Annotated in this window: 12 protein-coding genes; 4 read left to right on the plus strand and 8 right to left on the minus strand. The window is 69.7% G+C overall.

Annotation, left to right across the window (positions count from 1 at the left end):
• The first annotated feature begins 257 nt into the window (after nt 1-257).
• On the plus strand, nt 258-536 hold the full coding sequence (locus tag F8M74_RS26795) for an OsmC family protein (RefSeq protein ID WP_239004957.1): 279 nt from the start codon (nt 258-260) through the stop codon (nt 534-536).
• Here the strand turns inward: F8M74_RS26795 and F8M74_RS26800 are convergent.
• Both F8M74_RS26800 and F8M74_RS26805 read right to left on the minus strand, forming a co-directional pair.
• Complete coding sequence (locus tag F8M74_RS26800; RefSeq protein ID WP_141255150.1) at nt 520-1,755, minus strand: murein transglycosylase A; 1,236 nt, start codon at nt 1,753-1,755, stop codon at nt 520-522. The two genes, F8M74_RS26795 and F8M74_RS26800, sit on opposite strands and share 17 nt — an antisense overlap.
• 1,770 nt (nt 1,756-3,525) lie before the next feature.
• Nucleotides 3,526-4,365 (minus strand): hypothetical protein, encoded by an 840-nt coding sequence (locus F8M74_RS26805; protein ID WP_141255149.1) that lies wholly within the window; start codon nt 4,363-4,365, stop codon nt 3,526-3,528.
• A gap of 342 nt (nt 4,366-4,707) precedes the next feature.
• On the opposite strand from F8M74_RS26805, the gene F8M74_RS26810 reads away from it, so the two are divergent.
• Together F8M74_RS26810 and F8M74_RS26815 are read left to right on the plus strand one after the other, a co-directional pair.
• A complete protein-coding gene (locus tag F8M74_RS26810; protein ID WP_162295053.1) occupies nt 4,708-7,365 on the plus strand; it encodes a TonB-dependent receptor in 2,658 nt (885 codons plus the stop codon).
• A gap of 2 nt (nt 7,366-7,367) precedes the next feature.
• Nucleotides 7,368-8,561, plus strand: a complete 1,194-nt coding sequence (locus F8M74_RS26815) for a hypothetical protein (RefSeq protein WP_141255147.1) — start codon at nt 7,368-7,370, stop codon at nt 8,559-8,561.
• A 9-nt stretch (nt 8,562-8,570) separates the two neighbouring features.
• On the opposite strand, the gene F8M74_RS26820 is transcribed toward F8M74_RS26815, so the two are convergent.
• The 4 genes from F8M74_RS26820 to F8M74_RS26835 form a co-directional block, all read right to left on the minus strand.
• Nucleotides 8,571-9,329, minus strand: coding sequence for a hypothetical protein (locus F8M74_RS26820; protein ID WP_141255146.1), 759 nt, complete (start codon nt 9,327-9,329; stop codon nt 8,571-8,573).
• A 116-nt stretch (nt 9,330-9,445) separates the two neighbouring features.
• Complete coding sequence (locus F8M74_RS26825) at nt 9,446-10,267, minus strand: NAD(P)-dependent oxidoreductase (protein ID WP_141255145.1); 822 nt, start codon at nt 10,265-10,267, stop codon at nt 9,446-9,448.
• Nucleotides 10,268-10,331: 64 nt separating this feature from the next.
• Nucleotides 10,332-12,008 (minus strand): isovaleryl-CoA dehydrogenase, encoded by a 1,677-nt coding sequence (locus F8M74_RS26830; RefSeq protein ID WP_141255144.1) that lies wholly within the window; start codon nt 12,006-12,008, stop codon nt 10,332-10,334.
• Between the two features lie 95 nt (nt 12,009-12,103).
• Nucleotides 12,104-12,988 (minus strand): LysR family transcriptional regulator, encoded by an 885-nt coding sequence (locus F8M74_RS26835; RefSeq protein ID WP_141255143.1) that lies wholly within the window; start codon nt 12,986-12,988, stop codon nt 12,104-12,106.
• 88 nt (nt 12,989-13,076) lie between these two features.
• Between F8M74_RS26835 and F8M74_RS26840 the strand changes: the two genes are divergently transcribed.
• Nucleotides 13,077-14,018 carry an MBL fold metallo-hydrolase gene (locus F8M74_RS26840; RefSeq protein WP_141255142.1) on the plus strand — a complete coding sequence of 314 codons (942 nt, stop codon included), beginning with the start codon at nt 13,077-13,079 and terminating at the stop codon, nt 14,016-14,018.
• A gap of 12 nt (nt 14,019-14,030) precedes the next feature.
• Here F8M74_RS26840 and F8M74_RS26845 read toward each other — a convergent pair whose 3' ends face one another.
• Together F8M74_RS26845 and F8M74_RS26850 are read right to left on the minus strand one after the other, a co-directional pair.
• On the minus strand, nt 14,031-15,017 hold the full coding sequence (locus F8M74_RS26845; RefSeq protein ID WP_141255141.1) for a PHB depolymerase family esterase: 987 nt from the start codon (nt 15,015-15,017) through the stop codon (nt 14,031-14,033).
• Nucleotides 15,018-15,049: 32 nt separating this feature from the next.
• Nucleotides 15,050-15,865, minus strand: a complete 816-nt coding sequence (locus F8M74_RS26850) for an alpha/beta fold hydrolase (RefSeq protein WP_141255140.1) — start codon at nt 15,863-15,865, stop codon at nt 15,050-15,052.
• Nucleotides 15,866-15,989: the final 124 nt, after the last annotated feature.

A 15,989-nucleotide genomic window follows, 5' to 3' on the forward strand; every position in this document is an offset into this window, starting at 1 on the left:
GTCTCTCGGTGGCGGGCGGAAACCCCTGCTCCCCTCCCTGCTCCCGTGCCAGGCCCCGCGCCCTCGTCCCCCAGGGCAGTCGCGCGCGGCGGCAACCAGGATGCACATGGTGGGTCGTATTTCCTCTCACAAGGAGAACCCCGTGATGGAAAGCCCGCTGTATACCGGAGAGGTCCGTACCGTCGGAGAGAGCATGGCGCGCAGCATCACCGACGCGGGCGCCTTCAAGATATTCATGGACGGGCTGCCTGAACGACATGACCTTCTACATCGCCCGGGAGCTGGGCATCCCGGTGACGAGCACGGACATCACCGTGCGCGGCTCATTGGACCCGTCGACGTTCGCCGGCAAGCGCGGCGGCGCCCGCGCGGGCTACCAGGCCCTGGAGGTCACCATCCAGGTCCACACGCCCGCGAACGCGGATCAACTCGCCCTCCTCAAGCGCGAGGTGGAGGCGCGCTGCCCGGTGAGCGACAACCTCGCCAACGCCACGCCGGTGCACCTCACCTTGAAGGCCGCTACTTCGGGGGCGTGACGGGCACCGGCGCCACCAGGGGCGCGGCGCGGCCGGGCCGGGGGACGAGGAAGAGCAGCCGCCCCTTCTGCTTCATCATCCCCGCCGCCAGCTCCGCCTGCGGGCCCGCGCCCCAGAAGACATCCACCCGGCCCGCGCCCCGGATGGCCCCGCCCGTGTCCTGGTTGAGCACGAAGCGCGACAGCGGCTTCCACTGCACGGAGCCGTCCGCCATGCGCACCGGGCGCTCGGTGTGGATGAAGGCCAGGCCGCCCTTGGGGAACAGCCGCGCGTCCGTCGCGATGGAGCGCCCCGCGGTCACCGGCCGCCCGAGCGAACCCACCGACGCGGTGTTGAGGAAGCGGAAGAACACGTAGGACTCGTTATGGTCGAGCACCCGGTGGCACTGCTGAGGATTCGCGGCCAGCCACGCGCGCAGCGCCTGCATCGACATCTCCTCCTTGGGGATGGCGCCCTCCTGGATGAGCAGCGAGCCGATGCTGCGGTACGGCTTCCCATTCGACGCGGCGTAGCCGATGCGGCGCCGGCTCCCATCCGGCAGGAGCAACGAACCGCTGCCCTGCACCTCCAGAAAGAAGAGCGCCACCGGGTCCTTGGCCCATGCCAGCTCCAGCTTCCGTCCGCTGAGCCGCCCCCCACGGATGTCCCCGCGCGACCAGTACGGCACCACCTTCCGCCCATCGAGCCGGCCGAAGACGCGCTCCGACTTGAAGCGCTCCGCGAAGGTCTCCAGCGGGACCTCAATCAAGTCGGACGGAGGCCCGTGGATGGGCACGTTGTACACGTCCGTGCGCGTCAGGCTCGCCTCGATGGTGGGCTCGTAGTAGCCGGTGAAGAGCACCTGGCCGTCCTCGCCTCCGGCGGCCTCCAGCGGCTCGAAGTCCTCCAGGACCAGGGCCCACAGCGCCTCCGGCGTGAGGTCCTCGCGAAGCCGCGCGTGCAGGCGCTCCAGGGCGGTCCGCAGCTCGGCGATGGAGACCTGCCGCGCGCCGTAGATGAAGCGGTGGTCAGACGGACGGCTCCGCAGCCACACGAGGCTCTCGGCGACGGCGGTCCGCAGGGACGCGACGTCACCGTCGTCCCGGGGCTCCATCTTGCGGGACAGGCCGACGAGTGCGTCCTCGGGCTTGGTGACGGGAGCGCGGGTGGGGCTCGGACAGGCCGAGGCGAGGAGCCCCAGCGCCGACAGTAGGAGGATTCGGAGGTGCCGCATGTCCATGTGGCTCCTCTACCTATCGCACCTGCTCCGGTGCGCGAATGGGGACTGCGCGTGCCGGCATGGGCGAGCGGGCAGGCATCAGCGACTTCGGACGAAGGACTTCGCGGCCCGGGCCACCTCCTCCCGAGGCGGGAAGATGGCCAGCGCGGCGCCGGAAACCAGAGGTGAGGAGTCTTGCCGGAACCGCACCAGCCGCACCAGCAATCCCGCTCGGTGCCGCGAAAGAGCAGCGCCCACATGGCCGCGATCGCCTCGTCATCGTAAGGCGAGGCCAGCCGCGCGCCGCAGGCGGCGAGGAAGGTGCCCTCCGCATCCCTCAAACGAAGCAGGCGCGCGCTCTGGGGCAGGGAGATGCGAGCCTCCGGCTCGGGCCGTGACAGCACCCGCGCCAGCAGCGCGGACAACCTGCGGTCCTGAGCCTCCGTGAGGCGGTCGGCGGGGATGTCGCCCAATCGCGCGGCCATGACCCACTCTTCGCCCTCCACCGCGCGGGCGAAGACGGCCCAGGTGGGCTCGCGCTCCAGGTGGTCCCAGAGCGCGCGCAGCAGGGCGATGCGCACGTCCCGGTGCAGCGGCGTTCCGTCCAAGGCGATGAGGCGATCGTAGGCGGCGTCGGAGCGCAGCTCGCCCAACAGGCGCACCACCTCCTTGGCGACCGTGACCCGCGTGAGCGGCACACGCGAGAGCAGGGACAGCACGCGCTCGGGCAACATCCGGTTGCAGGCGCGGCGCAGACAATAGACGGCGATGCGGACGCGCTCATCCTCCAGACAGCGGAGCAACGTGGGGAGCCCCTCGCCCTGGTCACACCGGGCCAGGACCCGGATGGCCTTCTCCCGCACCGCGGGCCGGGCGTCATCCACCAGCGCGAACAGCGCCTCCTTCGGCGCCCAATCCAGCGCCGCGAGCGTCGTGACGCACCAGAGCAGCGTCCACGTGTTCAGGTCCGGCTGCTCAATCAGGCGCCGCACCGCGCGCGCATAGCGGGCGCTCTGCTCCGGCGTCCACCGATGGAAGCCATGGGCCACGAACGCCATCAACCAACCCGTCTCCCCCTTCGCGAAGCGACCTGTGATGACCGGTGCGTCCAGATAGGGCGTCAGCAGGTCCTGCCGGCAGCGGTACAGGTACTCGTTCACGACCGAGAGGCAGAGAACACTGGCATCGGCCTCCAGCAGGTCAGGCAGCAACGCAGCGAAGTTGGCCGAGGCGCGTTGACGGAGCAACTCCAGCACATCCAGCGTCTCCTCACCCAGGCGCCGGGCGACCCGCTCCAGACCGAAGACGAGTTCGGTGTGCAACGGACGCCCATTCCCCTCCGAGCGAGCCAACGTGATGAGCTCCGCGAACCAACCCTGGTCCAGGAAGCGCAGGACCGTGGCACCCACGGTGGACTCGAAGCCCGCGCGGTCGTGCTTGGACTGCCACTGGGTCATCGCCAGCGCCTGCGCGGGCAAGGGCGACGCATCGCGCATGGCAGCGACGAGCTCCGGCAGGCCCGGCACCAGGCTCATACGAGCGCCCAGGCTCTTCACCAGGTCGAACAGCGGCCCGCCGTGCTCGAACCGCGCCCAGTTCCGGGCGACCTCCAGAAGCCAAGGCGCGGAGGCCCGCACCTCGTCCTCGGTGAGGTGTTCCCCCAAGCGATGCTCGCTCAGGAGGCCCCGCGCATTGGGGAGCGTCGTCAGCCACGTCGCGCCCCAGGCGGGGTCCCTGGCGAAGATGCGCAGCACCAGTGCCCCCAGGAACCGCGATGTGCGTTCGGACAGGTCAGCCGCGTCCAACGCATCGCGCAGGATGCGCCCCACCGCCGGAGTGTGCTCGCGGCGCCACACGCGGCGAGGCCATTCGGCCAATGCGCTCAGCATCATCGAGCGCACGGGGTCTTGCTCGTTCTTGCGCGACAGCACCAGGGACAGGGCGTGGGGCCAGCAGCAGTTCGAACAGCATCAGGGCCGCGTCGGGGACCTGGTCGGTGATGAGCGGCAGGTATGACTGGACGTTCAGCCGCGTCACGGCGTCTGGCGCCCCCTCCACGGCCCTCACGTGGTCGGCAAGAACCTCCGCGAGGGCCTCGGGTGCATGGCGCGCCAGCCTGCTCCAGAAGCACGCACTGGGCCGCGCCAGGGCACGCGGGAGGTGCCGGCGAAGACCTGCAGGAGTCGCCAACGGAACGATGTCCGCGAACTCAGGCACGCTCTCGCGCGTGGAGAGCCAATCGAGATAGACATCAATGACGGCCCGGCGCCCGTGACATGCGAGCGCCCGAAGAATGTTCCCATCGCGGCGAATCGCATACGCCATCTTCAGGGCCTCCAGCGCCTGCAAGTCGTCACAGACCAGGGCCACCAATTGAAAGGACAGGAAGCGGACACGGGCGGATGCATCGGTCGTCGCGGCCAGCACCTGCCGCCCATCGCGCCAGGTGAACTGGGCGAACAGGGCGAGGCGCCGCTCATACGCATCACCTCGGGACAACACCCCCAAAATCTCGCGGACACCGGCGTCCTTCAGTGCCAGGCGCCCCAGCTCCACCATCCGGCGGACGCGAGCATCATGGTAGGTACCAGACAGCTCGGCGCGCAGCTCGGCGAGGCGAATTTCAGGCATGGCCGCGGGGGGCTACCCTTCACGCCCAAGCCTGACAAACGGCCATATCCCTCTCAAAATGTTGATCAAAATCGCGCGACCGAGCGTCTTTGCGGCCCGGGACAACCCGGATGCGGAGCTCGGCGCGTATGACACGGTGTCCCAGGGTGTAGACAGACCCGCGGCGCGCATGGAGCGCGACCCCGGCCACGGTGAGTGGGAGCAGGCCAGATGGGTGGGTCACCCAGTCGAGGAATGCCGGCGCACGCCTCGCATGTGGGAGCCCGGTCTTCGCGTCGCTCATGGATGGGCTGGCCACGGCCCGTCCGCCGCTTGCAAGGCATTGGCCTTGCAGCATCCGCATTGCTCGCGCTGTCGCCGGTAGCACAATCCCAGGCGTCCCCGCTCACGGACGAGACGCCCCCTGCCGCTGCCTCCGGCGAAGTGCCGGCCACGAGCGCCCCACCCGTTCCGCCCAGGCTGATGGAGAACTCTCCGGCGAAACTGCCCGAAGGCTTCCCGCTCACCCACCCCGTGGACGTAGAGCTGGAGCTCACGCTCGACGAAGCGGGCGAGGTCACGGACGTGCGCGTCGCGCGAGACGGCGCACCGCCCGAGCTCGTCCGCGCCGCGCGGCATGCGGCCACGGGCCTGCGCTTTCACCCGGCCATGTCCGGGGACACCCCGGTCGCGGTGCGCCTGCCCTTCACCTACCACTTCGAGCCCGCCATCCGCGCCGCCGTGCTCACCGGCCGCATCCGGGCGAAGGGCTCACGCAAGCCGCTCGCCGGAGCCGTCGTGCGCAGTGGTGGACACGTCACGGAGGCCGACCCGCAGGGCCACTTCGAGCTGTCCCTCCCTCCCGGCGAGCACACGCTGCACATCACCTCGCCCGGACACCGGCTGCTCTATTTGAAGGAGACCCTGGAAGCCGACCAGCGCCTGGAGGTCGTCTACGCCCTGGAGCCGCTCGCGCTGAATCCCTACGAGACGGTGGTGCGTGGCGACCGGCCCCGCACCGAGGTCTCCCGCATCACCCTGCATGACCAGGAGCTGCGCGAGGTCCCCGGCACCATGGGCGACCCCTTCCGCGTGGTGATGTTGATGCCCGGCGTGACGACGCTGGCCTCCGGCCTCTCCTACCCCGTGGTGCGCGGCGTGCAGCCCTCCGCCAGCGCCTTCTACGTGGACGGCGTGCGCGTGCCCTTCCTCTACCACCTCATGGTGGGCGGGGCGGTGGTGCACCCGGACCTCATCGAGACGCTCGACTTCCAGGTCGGCGTGCCCTCCGCGCGCTACGGCAGCCTGTTGGGCGGGGCGGTGGACGCGCACATCAGCCGGCCTCGCGAGGACGGCATCCACGGCAGCGCCTACCTGGATCTCATCCACAGCGGCGTCTTCCTCGAGGTGCCGCTCAAGGACACGGGAACGGTGGTCGCCGCCGCCGCGCGCATCAGCTACACGGGCCTCATCGTCACGCGCGTGGCCAACGCGCTCACCGCGCCGTCCTCGTACACGTCATCCGACGGCGGGCAATACACCAGCGGCGGCGACCCGAAGATGTACGCGGACTACTGGGACTACCAGGCCCGCGTGGACCAGCGCGTGGGGCAGGGCCAGCTCCGGATGCTCGCGATGGGAAGCTCGGACGCGGTGGGCCTGTCGGCGCGCGCGCCCAATCAGGACTCTGGCGGCGTGGGCCTACTGTTCCACCGGTTGGACGTGCGCGGCCGTCACCCCTTCGCGGGCGGCGAGGCCGAGCTGGGCCTGACGTTCGGCTACGACAAGCTGGGCATCGACTTCGCCGACGACGGCAAGTACGACGGCGAATACATCCTGCGGCAGGGCAACGTGGCGCTGCGCGCGGGCTTCACGCGCGAGCTGTCGGACGCCGTGCGCCTGGAGGTCTTCGGGCAGCTCGAACGGCGCAGCGCGGACGTGGTGGCCGTCGGCATCTTCCGGCCCGTCGGCCCCGTGGAGGGCCCGGACGCATATGACCGGCCCGACATCCTCGCCACCTTCGCGGGCGTGGGCGCGCAGCTCACGCTGAAACCGTCCGCGCGCTGGACGCTGGTGCCCGGCGTGCGGGTGGACAGCTACCACGGCTTCGGAAGCCCCACGATGCTCGCGGTGGAGCCCCGGCTCGCGGTGCGCCATGCGCTCACGGACACCATCACCGTCAAGACGGGCGCGGGCCTCTACCACCAGCCCGCCACCGTGCTGCTGCCAGTCCCCGCCGGAGAGATGCTCGCGCTGGACCGAGGGCTGCAACGCGCGATGCAGTTCTCCGCGGGCGCGGAGTGGCGCCCGAGCCCGGAGCTGGAAATCCTCGCGGAGGCCTACTTCAACCCGCTGCTGCGCACGCTCGAATTCAACTTCGAGGACGTCCTGAGCAACCTGCGTCGCCGGGGCCTGGAGGCGGACGACATCCAGGGCCGCGGCCGCACCTACGGCGTGGAGCTGATGGTGCGCCGGCCCCTGGGACGCAACTGGTTCGGCTGGGCAACCTACGGCTTCAACCAGAGCCAGCGCTTCGAACGCTACGCGCGCGTGGGCCCCAACGGCGAGGAAGTGGGCCAGGCCGAAGGCTTCCTGCCCTACGCCTTCGAGCAGGCCCACACGCTCAAGGCCGCGCTCAGCTATCGCTTCCCCTTCGTCACCGTGGGCGCGGTGGCGCACTTCAACACCGGCCGTCCGGAGAGCGGCCAGTTCGGCTACCGCACCATGCAGCCGGGGACCACGGAGGACGGCACGCCGGAGTGGCGGCCCGTGAGCCGCGACGCCGTGGGGCGCCTGCCGCCCTTCTTCCGGCTGGACGTGCGCGCCTCCCACAGCTGGGCCTTCAACAACTTCGTGCTCGACGTCTACCTGGACGTCTTCAACGTCACCGCGCGCAGTGAGGTCATCAGCCGCCAATACGGCTTCGAGGAGTCCTCCACGGGGGCCATCGACAAGCTGCGCGTCAGCACCATCGGCGCGCCCGTCATCCTGCCCACCCTGGGCGCGAAGGGGACCTTCTGACCATGCTTCGCCTCGCGCCCCTGCTCCCCCTGTGCCTGTCGCTCCTGGCGTGCGCGATGGAGCCGGATGACCCCGTGTTCCTCTCCGGCACCGCGCTGGAAGCGGATGGCTCGCCCTGGCGAGGAGGGCCGCTCCTCCTCACCCGCCCGCGGCCCGTTCCCGTCCCGACGAACACACCGCCCCGCGTGCGCTTCGAACCCTGGGCCGAGGTGACACCCGACGCGGACGGCCTCTTCCTCCACCGCCTCACCGCGAGGGAGACCGGCGCGGACGAGATTGTGCGCCCCATCCCCTGGGCTGCCCCCAATGCCTTCCAGCTCCTGCTGCCACCGCGCGCGGACGGTGGCAGGGACCTGATTGCCATGGAACTCAACCGGGACTCGGACGCGCCGCCCCTGCGCCTCTGGAACAGCAACGTGCGAGCGATCGAGGCCCCGGGCGGCGTCATGCTGGCGTGGGATGACATGCCGCAGGTGGCAGACATCCCCGAGCCCCACTACTTCGTGGAGGCGCGAGGCCCCACGGGCCGCGCGTGGCTCATCCGGACCGGCGAGCAGGAAGCGCCCTGGCTGGGCCCGGAAATCCTCGAGGACTTCACGGATGGACACGCCCACGTCCAGGCCTTCTCCTCGGGCGCGCGCGTCTGGGTCCACACGTCGCTCTACTACTTCGCCGTTCACGACGCGCCGCCCTTCCGGCTGCCCTTCGAAGGACACGCGCCCATTAGCCGTGGCGCGGACTGTCGCGGAGGCCGGAACGTCGTGAGCCCATGCCCGTTCACGGATGGCCGGCTCGAAGCCGTCAACGTCCCGGGGCCTCCTCAAGCACTGGCCACAGAGCTCACGCTCATCCTGCCCCAGCCCATGCGGCCCCGGCAGGTCGTCATCCGGGGCGCACGAGTGGTGGGCCCTCCTGGGCAGGTGCTGCACGTGGAGGGCTCGGTGGACGGGAATGACTGGCAGCTCCTGAGGACGAGCCCCGTGCTTCCCGACCCGACCTCCGGCCCCTACCTGGACGAGACGAACTCAGACTCGGGCAGCCAGGAGCTCTATGTACGACTGGAGCTGCCGGTGGACGTGCCCGAGGTCCGCGAGGTGCGCGTGTGGTTCGGGAAGCCGCTTGCGAACGGTACGCCGCCTCCCTTCAAGCAGAGCATCAGCACGCTCCGAGAGGTCTCCCTCTTCGGAGCGCTCTGACGTCGCCGCTCAGTTCGGCGGGGCGGGCACGACGAAGCGCCCGTCCGTGCCCAGGCGCAGCCGCGTGAGGTAGCGCTGCTGGATGTCCAGGTAGAGGTCCTTCCCATTCGGGAAGAGCTTCACCGACGGCACCATCAGGTGGTGCTGCGGAGGCGTGCCCAGGGCCGCCCACGCGCGCCGGCCATCCGTGCCCACCACCACCCAGCGAGCGTTGTTCGCCAGGGAGTCCTCGGTCGGCGCCAGCTTCATCAGGAAGATGGCGTGCTTGCCGTCCTGCGCCGCCCACGTGTCCACGAGCGACGCCATCCCTTCCAGACCGCCCAGGGACCAGGAGTTCACGATGCAGTGGCCACCCTCGAAAGGGCGGGCCAGCGTGACCAGAACCCAGGGACTCGGCTTGCCCTCGTCGGTCGTGTGTCGATGAACCATCAGGTCCAGGGGACCACTGGCGAGCGAGAACTGCTTGTGGAAGTCCCGTGGAATGGGGTCCTTTTCGGACCGCGGACTCAGCAAGTCCACATTCGCATGCCAGGTGCGCGCCTCGCGCCCCTCGTAGGCCTTGTCCTCCAGCGCGGGCTCGTCCGCGATGTCATCCGGACACGCCTTTCCCGAAGGCGCCACGATGGCCGCCGCGGAGCGCTCACCGGACAGGTCCAGTTCAATGGGTCCCGACTGCGAGCCCCGTGCGGACGACGTGCCCGAAGGCGTGGCACACCCCGCCCAGCAGCCCAGCACCAGGCCACCCAATCCCAACCACTTCCTGTTCATGAAAGACAGCCCCCTCGGCGCACGCGGCGCCCCTGACAAGGGCCGTGAGCATGCCACGCCCCCGCGCGGGCTCCAGTGACTCCGCGCGCGCGGGAACGGGCTGGGGCGATGCAGACTCAGATGAAGTAGTCGGGGAGCAGCTCCGCCCCGGGCACCAACTGATACTTGTCGAAGTCCGTCACGCCCACGCTGCGGAGGACCTCCTCGTCGATGCAGAAGTTGCCGGTGAACTCGCGGCTCGGCTTGGTGAGGATGGCGTAGGCCGCGTCCGCCATGATTTCCGGCGTCCGGCAGCCGCGGATGGTCTCATCCCCGCCCAGCAGGTTCTGCACCGCCGCGGTGGCGATGACGGTGCGCGGCCAGATGGCGTTCACCGCGATGCCGTCCGAGCGCAGCTCCTCCGCCATGCCCAGCACGCACATGCTCATGCCGAACTTCGCCATGGTGTACGCGACGTGGGGCGCGAACCAGCGCGCCTCCATGTTGAGCGGCGGCGAGTTGTTGAGGATGTGCGGGTTGCTGGCCTTCTTCAGGTACGGAATACACGCCTGCGAACACGCATACGTGCCACGCGTGTTGATGCCGTGCATCAGGTCAAAGCGCTTCATCGGCGTCTCGAGCGTGCCCGTGAGGCTGATGGCGCTGGCGTTGTTCACCAGGATGTCGATGCCGCCGAAGGTCTCCACCGCCTTGGCCACGGCGGCGGCAATCTGCTGCTCGTCGCGGATGTCCACGACACAGGGCAGCGCCTTGCCACCCGCCTTCTCGATTTCCTCCGCCGCCGTGTAGATGGTGCCGGGGAGCTTGGGGTGCGGCTCCGTCGTCTTGGCGGCGATGATGATGTTGGCGCCATCCCGGGCAGCGCGGAGGGCAATGGCCTTGCCGATGCCACGGCTGGCACCGGAGATGAACAGCGTCTTTCCCTGGAGATTGGACATGGGGTGTTCTCCTATCACGAACGGGCGGAGGGCTTCCGCGGCGCCACCTTGGCGAGGGGCTCCATCACTTCGCGCCCTCCGAGAAGGCGCGCTCGATGAGCATCTGCATGGGCGCGTGGGCCGGAAGCGTGCCGAACGTCTGTCCATGCGCTCCGCCCAGGCGGGACTCGCAGAAGGCATCCGACACGGCGGTGTTGCCCGCGCGAATCAGCAGCGACGCCTGGAGCGCCAGCGCCAGCCCCTCCACGATGGTGCGCGAGCGCGCCTCCAGCGAGTCCGTGTTGGCCAGCTCCTTGCCCAGCCGCGCGGTGGCATCGTCGTAGGCGGGGTGCCCGCCCTGCGCGGCCAGGAGCTCGGCGAAGAGGGCTTCCCGGCTGGCCGGCTCGCGCGACGCCGCGCGCAGCACGTCCAGGCACTGGATGTTGCCGCTGCCCTCCCAGATGGAGTTGAGCGGGGCCTGCCGGTACAGGCGCGGCAGGTTCGTCTCCTCCACGTAGCCCGCGCCGCCCAGACACTCCTGCGCCTCGTTGACGAAGGATGGCGTGCGCTTGCACACCCAGTACTTCCCCACCGCCGTGGCGATGCGGCAGAACGCGGCCTCCTTCTCATCCCGAGGCGTGGCGTCCACCGCGCGGGAGACGCGCCCGGTGAGCGCGACATGGGCCTCCAACTCCAGCGCCAGGTCCGCCAGCACGTTGCGCATCAGCGGCTGGTCGATGAGCCGCTTGCCGAACGCCACGCGGTGGCGCGTGTGGTGGATGGCCTGCACCAGCGCCTGACGCATCTGCCCGCTGGAGCCAATCATGCAGTCCTGCCGCGTCAGCGCGACCATCTCCAGGATGGTGGGGACACCTCGGCCCTCCGCGCCCACCATCACCGCGTAGGCACCGTGCAGCTCCACCTCCGAGCTGGCGTTGCTCCAGTCGCCCAGCTTGTCCTTCAGCCGCTGGACGCGGATGGCATTGAGCGCGCCGTCCGGCGTGAAGCGCGGCATCAGGAAGCACGACAGGCCACCCTCCGCGTGCGCCAGCACCAGGAAGGCGTCGCTCATGGGCGCGGAGAAGAACCACTTGTGGCCCACCAGCGCGTAGGGCTGACCGGGCCCGCGGCCTTCACCCAAGCGGTGCGCCTTGGTGCTGTTGGTGCGCACGTCGGAGCCACCCTGCTTCTCCGTCATGCCCATGCCAATGGTGGCGCCTGACTTCTGCGCGGCGGGGATGAAGCGGCTGTCGTAGGACGCCGAGCTCACGCGCGGCAGCCACTCCATCGCCACCTCCGGCTGGTGGCGTAGCGCGGGCACCGACGCATACGTCATCGTGAGCGGACAGCTCGTCCCCTGGTCCGCCTGGTTGTGCAGATAGAAGAGGGCCATGCGCGCCACGTGGGCGCCGGGCTTGTCCTCGTTGCGCCAGGCGAAACCCGACACGCCGTGGGCCATGCCCAGCTCCATCAGCCGGTGGTACGCGGGATGGAACTCCACCTCGTCGCGGCGGTTGCCATAGCGGTCGAAGGGCCGGAACTTGGGCTTGTTCTCGTTGGCGAGGAACGCCAGCTGCTGCATCTCCCCACCCACCACGGGGCCATACTTCGCCAGGTCGGCCTCCGCCCAGCCGCCGCCCTCGCGGGCAACCACCTCGCGGAGCACGGTGTCCGTCGTCCACGCGTCGTACACGAGCGGCGGAGGCTGGTTCGTGACTTCGTGCGTGAGGAAACCGGCGGCAATGGCGTTGCGTTCAGTCATGGTGAAGGTCCTCCTGGGGACGATGCCCGGTGCCCCCTGGATTACCGTGAACACGCGCGGCAGGCCATCGCAACCCGAGGGGCGAATGCGGCGTGTCACCGCTTCTTCGCCTGCTCCAGCTCCTCGACCAGCAGCTCCGAAACCTTCCGCACACGCGGTATGTCGAGCGCGGACTTCGCGCAGACCAGGTGGAGCTCGCTGGTGGCATAGGGCCCCAGGTCCAGCTCGAGCGGCACGAGGCTCCGCTCCCGCACGAAGCGGTGCCGCAGGTCGCCCAGCACCATGGCCCCGACGCCCGCCTCGGCCGCAGCCAGCATCACCAGGTAGTTGTCGGCGGTGAACACGGGCGAGAAGCCGGGGATGATGGACTCGAGTTGGGGATTGGGCGGGGTCGCATCGAACGGCGGCGCCCAGGCCACCCACGGAATCTGCTGGAGCGTGGGCCGCTTGGGCAGCTTCGCCTTGAGCGACTTCGCCACGAAGACTGCGTTGCGAATCTGCACCCCATACACGCGCTTCAAGTCCGCATTCGGCGGGCACCGGGCCCGCAGCGCGAGGTCCGCCTCGCCGCGCCCCAGGTCCAGGTACTGAATCCCGGAGAGCACCTCCAACCGCAGCCCCGGGTGCTTCTTCGCCACCGCCCCCGAGAAGGGCGCGAGGAAGTCGAAGCACATGTACGGCGCCGCCGTCACCCGCACCAGCCCCCGAGGCGACGTGTCCGACGACTCCGCCGCGCGGTGCAGCTCTCCGGCCCACTCCGCCATCTTCTTGGCCGGAGGCACCAGCCGCTCCCCCGCGGCCGTCAGCACCGCCCCGTCCACGCCTCGGCGGAACAAGGAGGCGCCCACCGCGTACTCCAGCGCCGCCAACCGCCGGCTCACTGTGGGCTGACCGATGCGGAGCCGCCGCGCCGCACCACTGAAGCTGCCCGTCTCCGCGATCGCGAGGAACAGCCGTGCGTCATCCCAGGAGATATCCATGAATGCATGACCTCATGCCTGAATCGCCATTTTCCATCCATTCTCGCATCGCTACCTTGCGCCTGTCTCGACGTGCAGGAGCCCCACCATGCGGAACCGTTCCCTCGCCCTCTCGTTCGCCACCGTGCTCGCCACCGCCGCCCTCACGGGCTGCGCCGTCACCTCACACGGCGTGCAACCCTCCGCGCTCGGCAAGGCGCGCGCCTCATCGGAGCTGTTGCCGATGCTCGCGCAGCCCGGGCCCGTGGAGCTGGAGACGGTCGTCTCCTGCGACTGGGCCGTGGAGCGCGGCGGCCTCATCAACCTGGACCACCCCACCGCGAAGCGCGCGGGCCTGGAGGACGGGGATGAGCCGGTCCAGCTCTTCTTCCACGCCCTCCGCCACCCGGAGAAAGGGCTCTTCATCATCGACACAGGCGTGGAGACGGCGCTGCGGGACGCGCCGGAGAAGGCCGCCATGCGCGGGCTCGTCGCCAGCGCCATGAACATGGAGAAGATGACGGTGCACGCACCGCTGGGGGAGTGGCTGGCGAAGCAGCAACAGCCGCTGGCGGGCGTGTTCCTCACGCACCTGCATCCGGACCACATCACCGGCATGGCGGACGTGCCCGCCGGGACACCCGTCTACACCGGACCGGGTGAGGCCTCCGACCGCGCCTTCGTGAACCTCTTCGTCCAGGGCAACAGCGACCGGGCCCTGGCAGGCAAGCCGCCGCTGTCGGAGTGGACCTACGCGCAGGAGGACGCCGGCCTGTTCGACGGCGCGGTGGACATCTTCGGGGACGGCTCCGTGTGGGCGCTCTGGCTGCCCGGCCACACGCCCGGCACCACCGCGTACCTGGTGCGCTCCACGAAGGGCCCGGTGCTGCTCGCGGGGGACATCAGCCACACCCGCTGGGGCTGGGAGCACGACGTGGAGCCCGGCTCGTTCAACAACGACGCGGACCGGGCCACGGTGAGCTTCAAGAAGCTGCGCGCGTTCGCCCATGCGCACCCCGAGGTCGAGGTGCGCATGGGCCACCAACACTGACGCGCGGAGGCCTCAGTTCCGGGTGTGCTGCCGGAAGAAGTCCCACATGATGGAAGTGCCGTCCGGCCCGGACGGGTCGGCGAAGGGATAGCGCGAATCCCCACCGGGCCAGGCGTGGTCCATCCCCTGGATTTCGATGTGCCGCGCCACCAGCGAGCCGCCGTAGACGTAGTCCTCCACGGTGTATGCGCGCCCGCCGGGCACACTGGCCCGCGACACCTGCGTGGCCACCGGACGGATGCTGTCGTTGGCCACGCCGTCATCGCCGTAGTCGCTGGTCTGGAGGAACTGCCGCGTCGCCTGCCGGCCGTTGATGATGTCGACGACGCTGTCCTTCGTCCCGTGCACGACGAGCACCGGCACCGTGTGACGCGGACGGCCCGAGCACACCCACGCATCCCGGCCCCGGTCATCCGGGTGGTAGATGCTGCCGAAGAGCATCGCGAAGCCCGTGCCCGAAATCGTGGTGGCCGCCTTGTACATGGCGCCCGCGCCAATCATCCCCGCGGCGAACACGTCCGAGTAGCAGGCCAGCAGCGTGCCCGTGAGCACCGCGCCGGAGCTGACGCCGCCCACGTAGATGCGGCGCGCATCCACCGCGTAGTGCCGCTTCACCTGCTCCACCATGCCCACAACGAGCGCGGGCTCACCGTGGCCCCGCGTCTGGTTGAGCACCAGCATGAAGTTCCAGCACTGCGTGGGGTTCGCGAACGTCGCCTGGTTCGGGTACAGCACCAGGAACATCTCGGCGTCCGCCTTCTCATTGAGGCGCGAGAGGCCGGCGAACTGGCTCGGGTTCTGGAAGCAGCCGTGCAGCGCCACCACCAGGGGCAGCGGCGTGTCCGCCTGGTAACCCGTGGGCACCCAGAGCTGGAAGCCCCGGGTCCCTTCGATGCCATGGACCCAGGTGCCGGCGCGCGCGGGGGCCGCGGCGGTGAGCGTGAGGACGGCGAGCAGCAACAACCCCGTGCGCGAGCACGTGACAGCGTTCCGCTTCATTGGCTGACTCCTTCGGGGTGGGGGAACCGCGCTCAGCCCGGCTGCCGCGCATCCGCCGCGGCGTCCTCGACTCCGGCCAGGAAGGCCTCCACGGCTTCGGCGACCTTGTCGGGCTGGTCATGCGGTGACGCATGGCCGGAATCACTCAACACCTGGAGCCGCGCGTTCGGCAGCAGGTCCACATAGGCCTGCTTCGTGGACACGGGCGTGTAATCCCTGTCGGACGCGAGCACCAGCACCGGGCAGGTGATGCCGCCCAGGTGCCGCATGACGCTCCACCCTACCAACCCCTTCGTCGCGCGCAGGTACGCGTCCGGGTCGTTGGCGCTGAATATCTCCAGCGCGCGCTGACGAAGCGCCTCCTGCTCGGGCTTGGGAAAGAGCTTGGGCGCCAGGACCTTCGCCAGCACCGAGGGCCCCAGCAGCTTCAGCAACGTCAGGCGCAGGCCGAACTCGAACTTGCGGCGCAGCGTGCGCGCCACCAGCTCCGGCCCGCTGTTGACGATGACCAGGCTGCGCACCAGTTCCGGCCGGTCCACCGCGAGCTGGAACCCCATCATCCCACCCATGGACAGGCCCACCACGTGGACGCCGGTGAGCCCCAGCGCGTCACACAGCCCGGCGATGTCCCGGGCGAAGCGCGGCACGCCATAGGCGCCCGGCGGCTTTCCGCTGCGGCCATGCCCCCGCGCATCGGGAACGATGACGCGATGGCGGCCCGTCAGTCTGGGTGCCACGGACTCCCAGTCCCGGCCAGAGGAGCCAAGCCCGTGAAGTAGCAGCACGGGGGTGCCCTCACCCGATTCCTCGAAGTAGAGGGAGAGCTCCTCGAGTTGGAGCAACGGCATGTTCGGACCCCAGATTCAGGTAGGAAGCGTGTCGAACCGCAGGTCCGAAGCTACATGAACGAACGTTCGTTTTTCAAGAGTACCCCATGAGCACCTCCCCCCGCTCTCGCCTGCGCGCCACGGC

Origin of the sequence: Myxococcus sp. CA023 (assembly GCF_010998615.1) — a bacterium.
Taxonomy (GTDB): Bacteria; Myxococcota; Myxococcia; order Myxococcales; family Myxococcaceae; genus Myxococcus.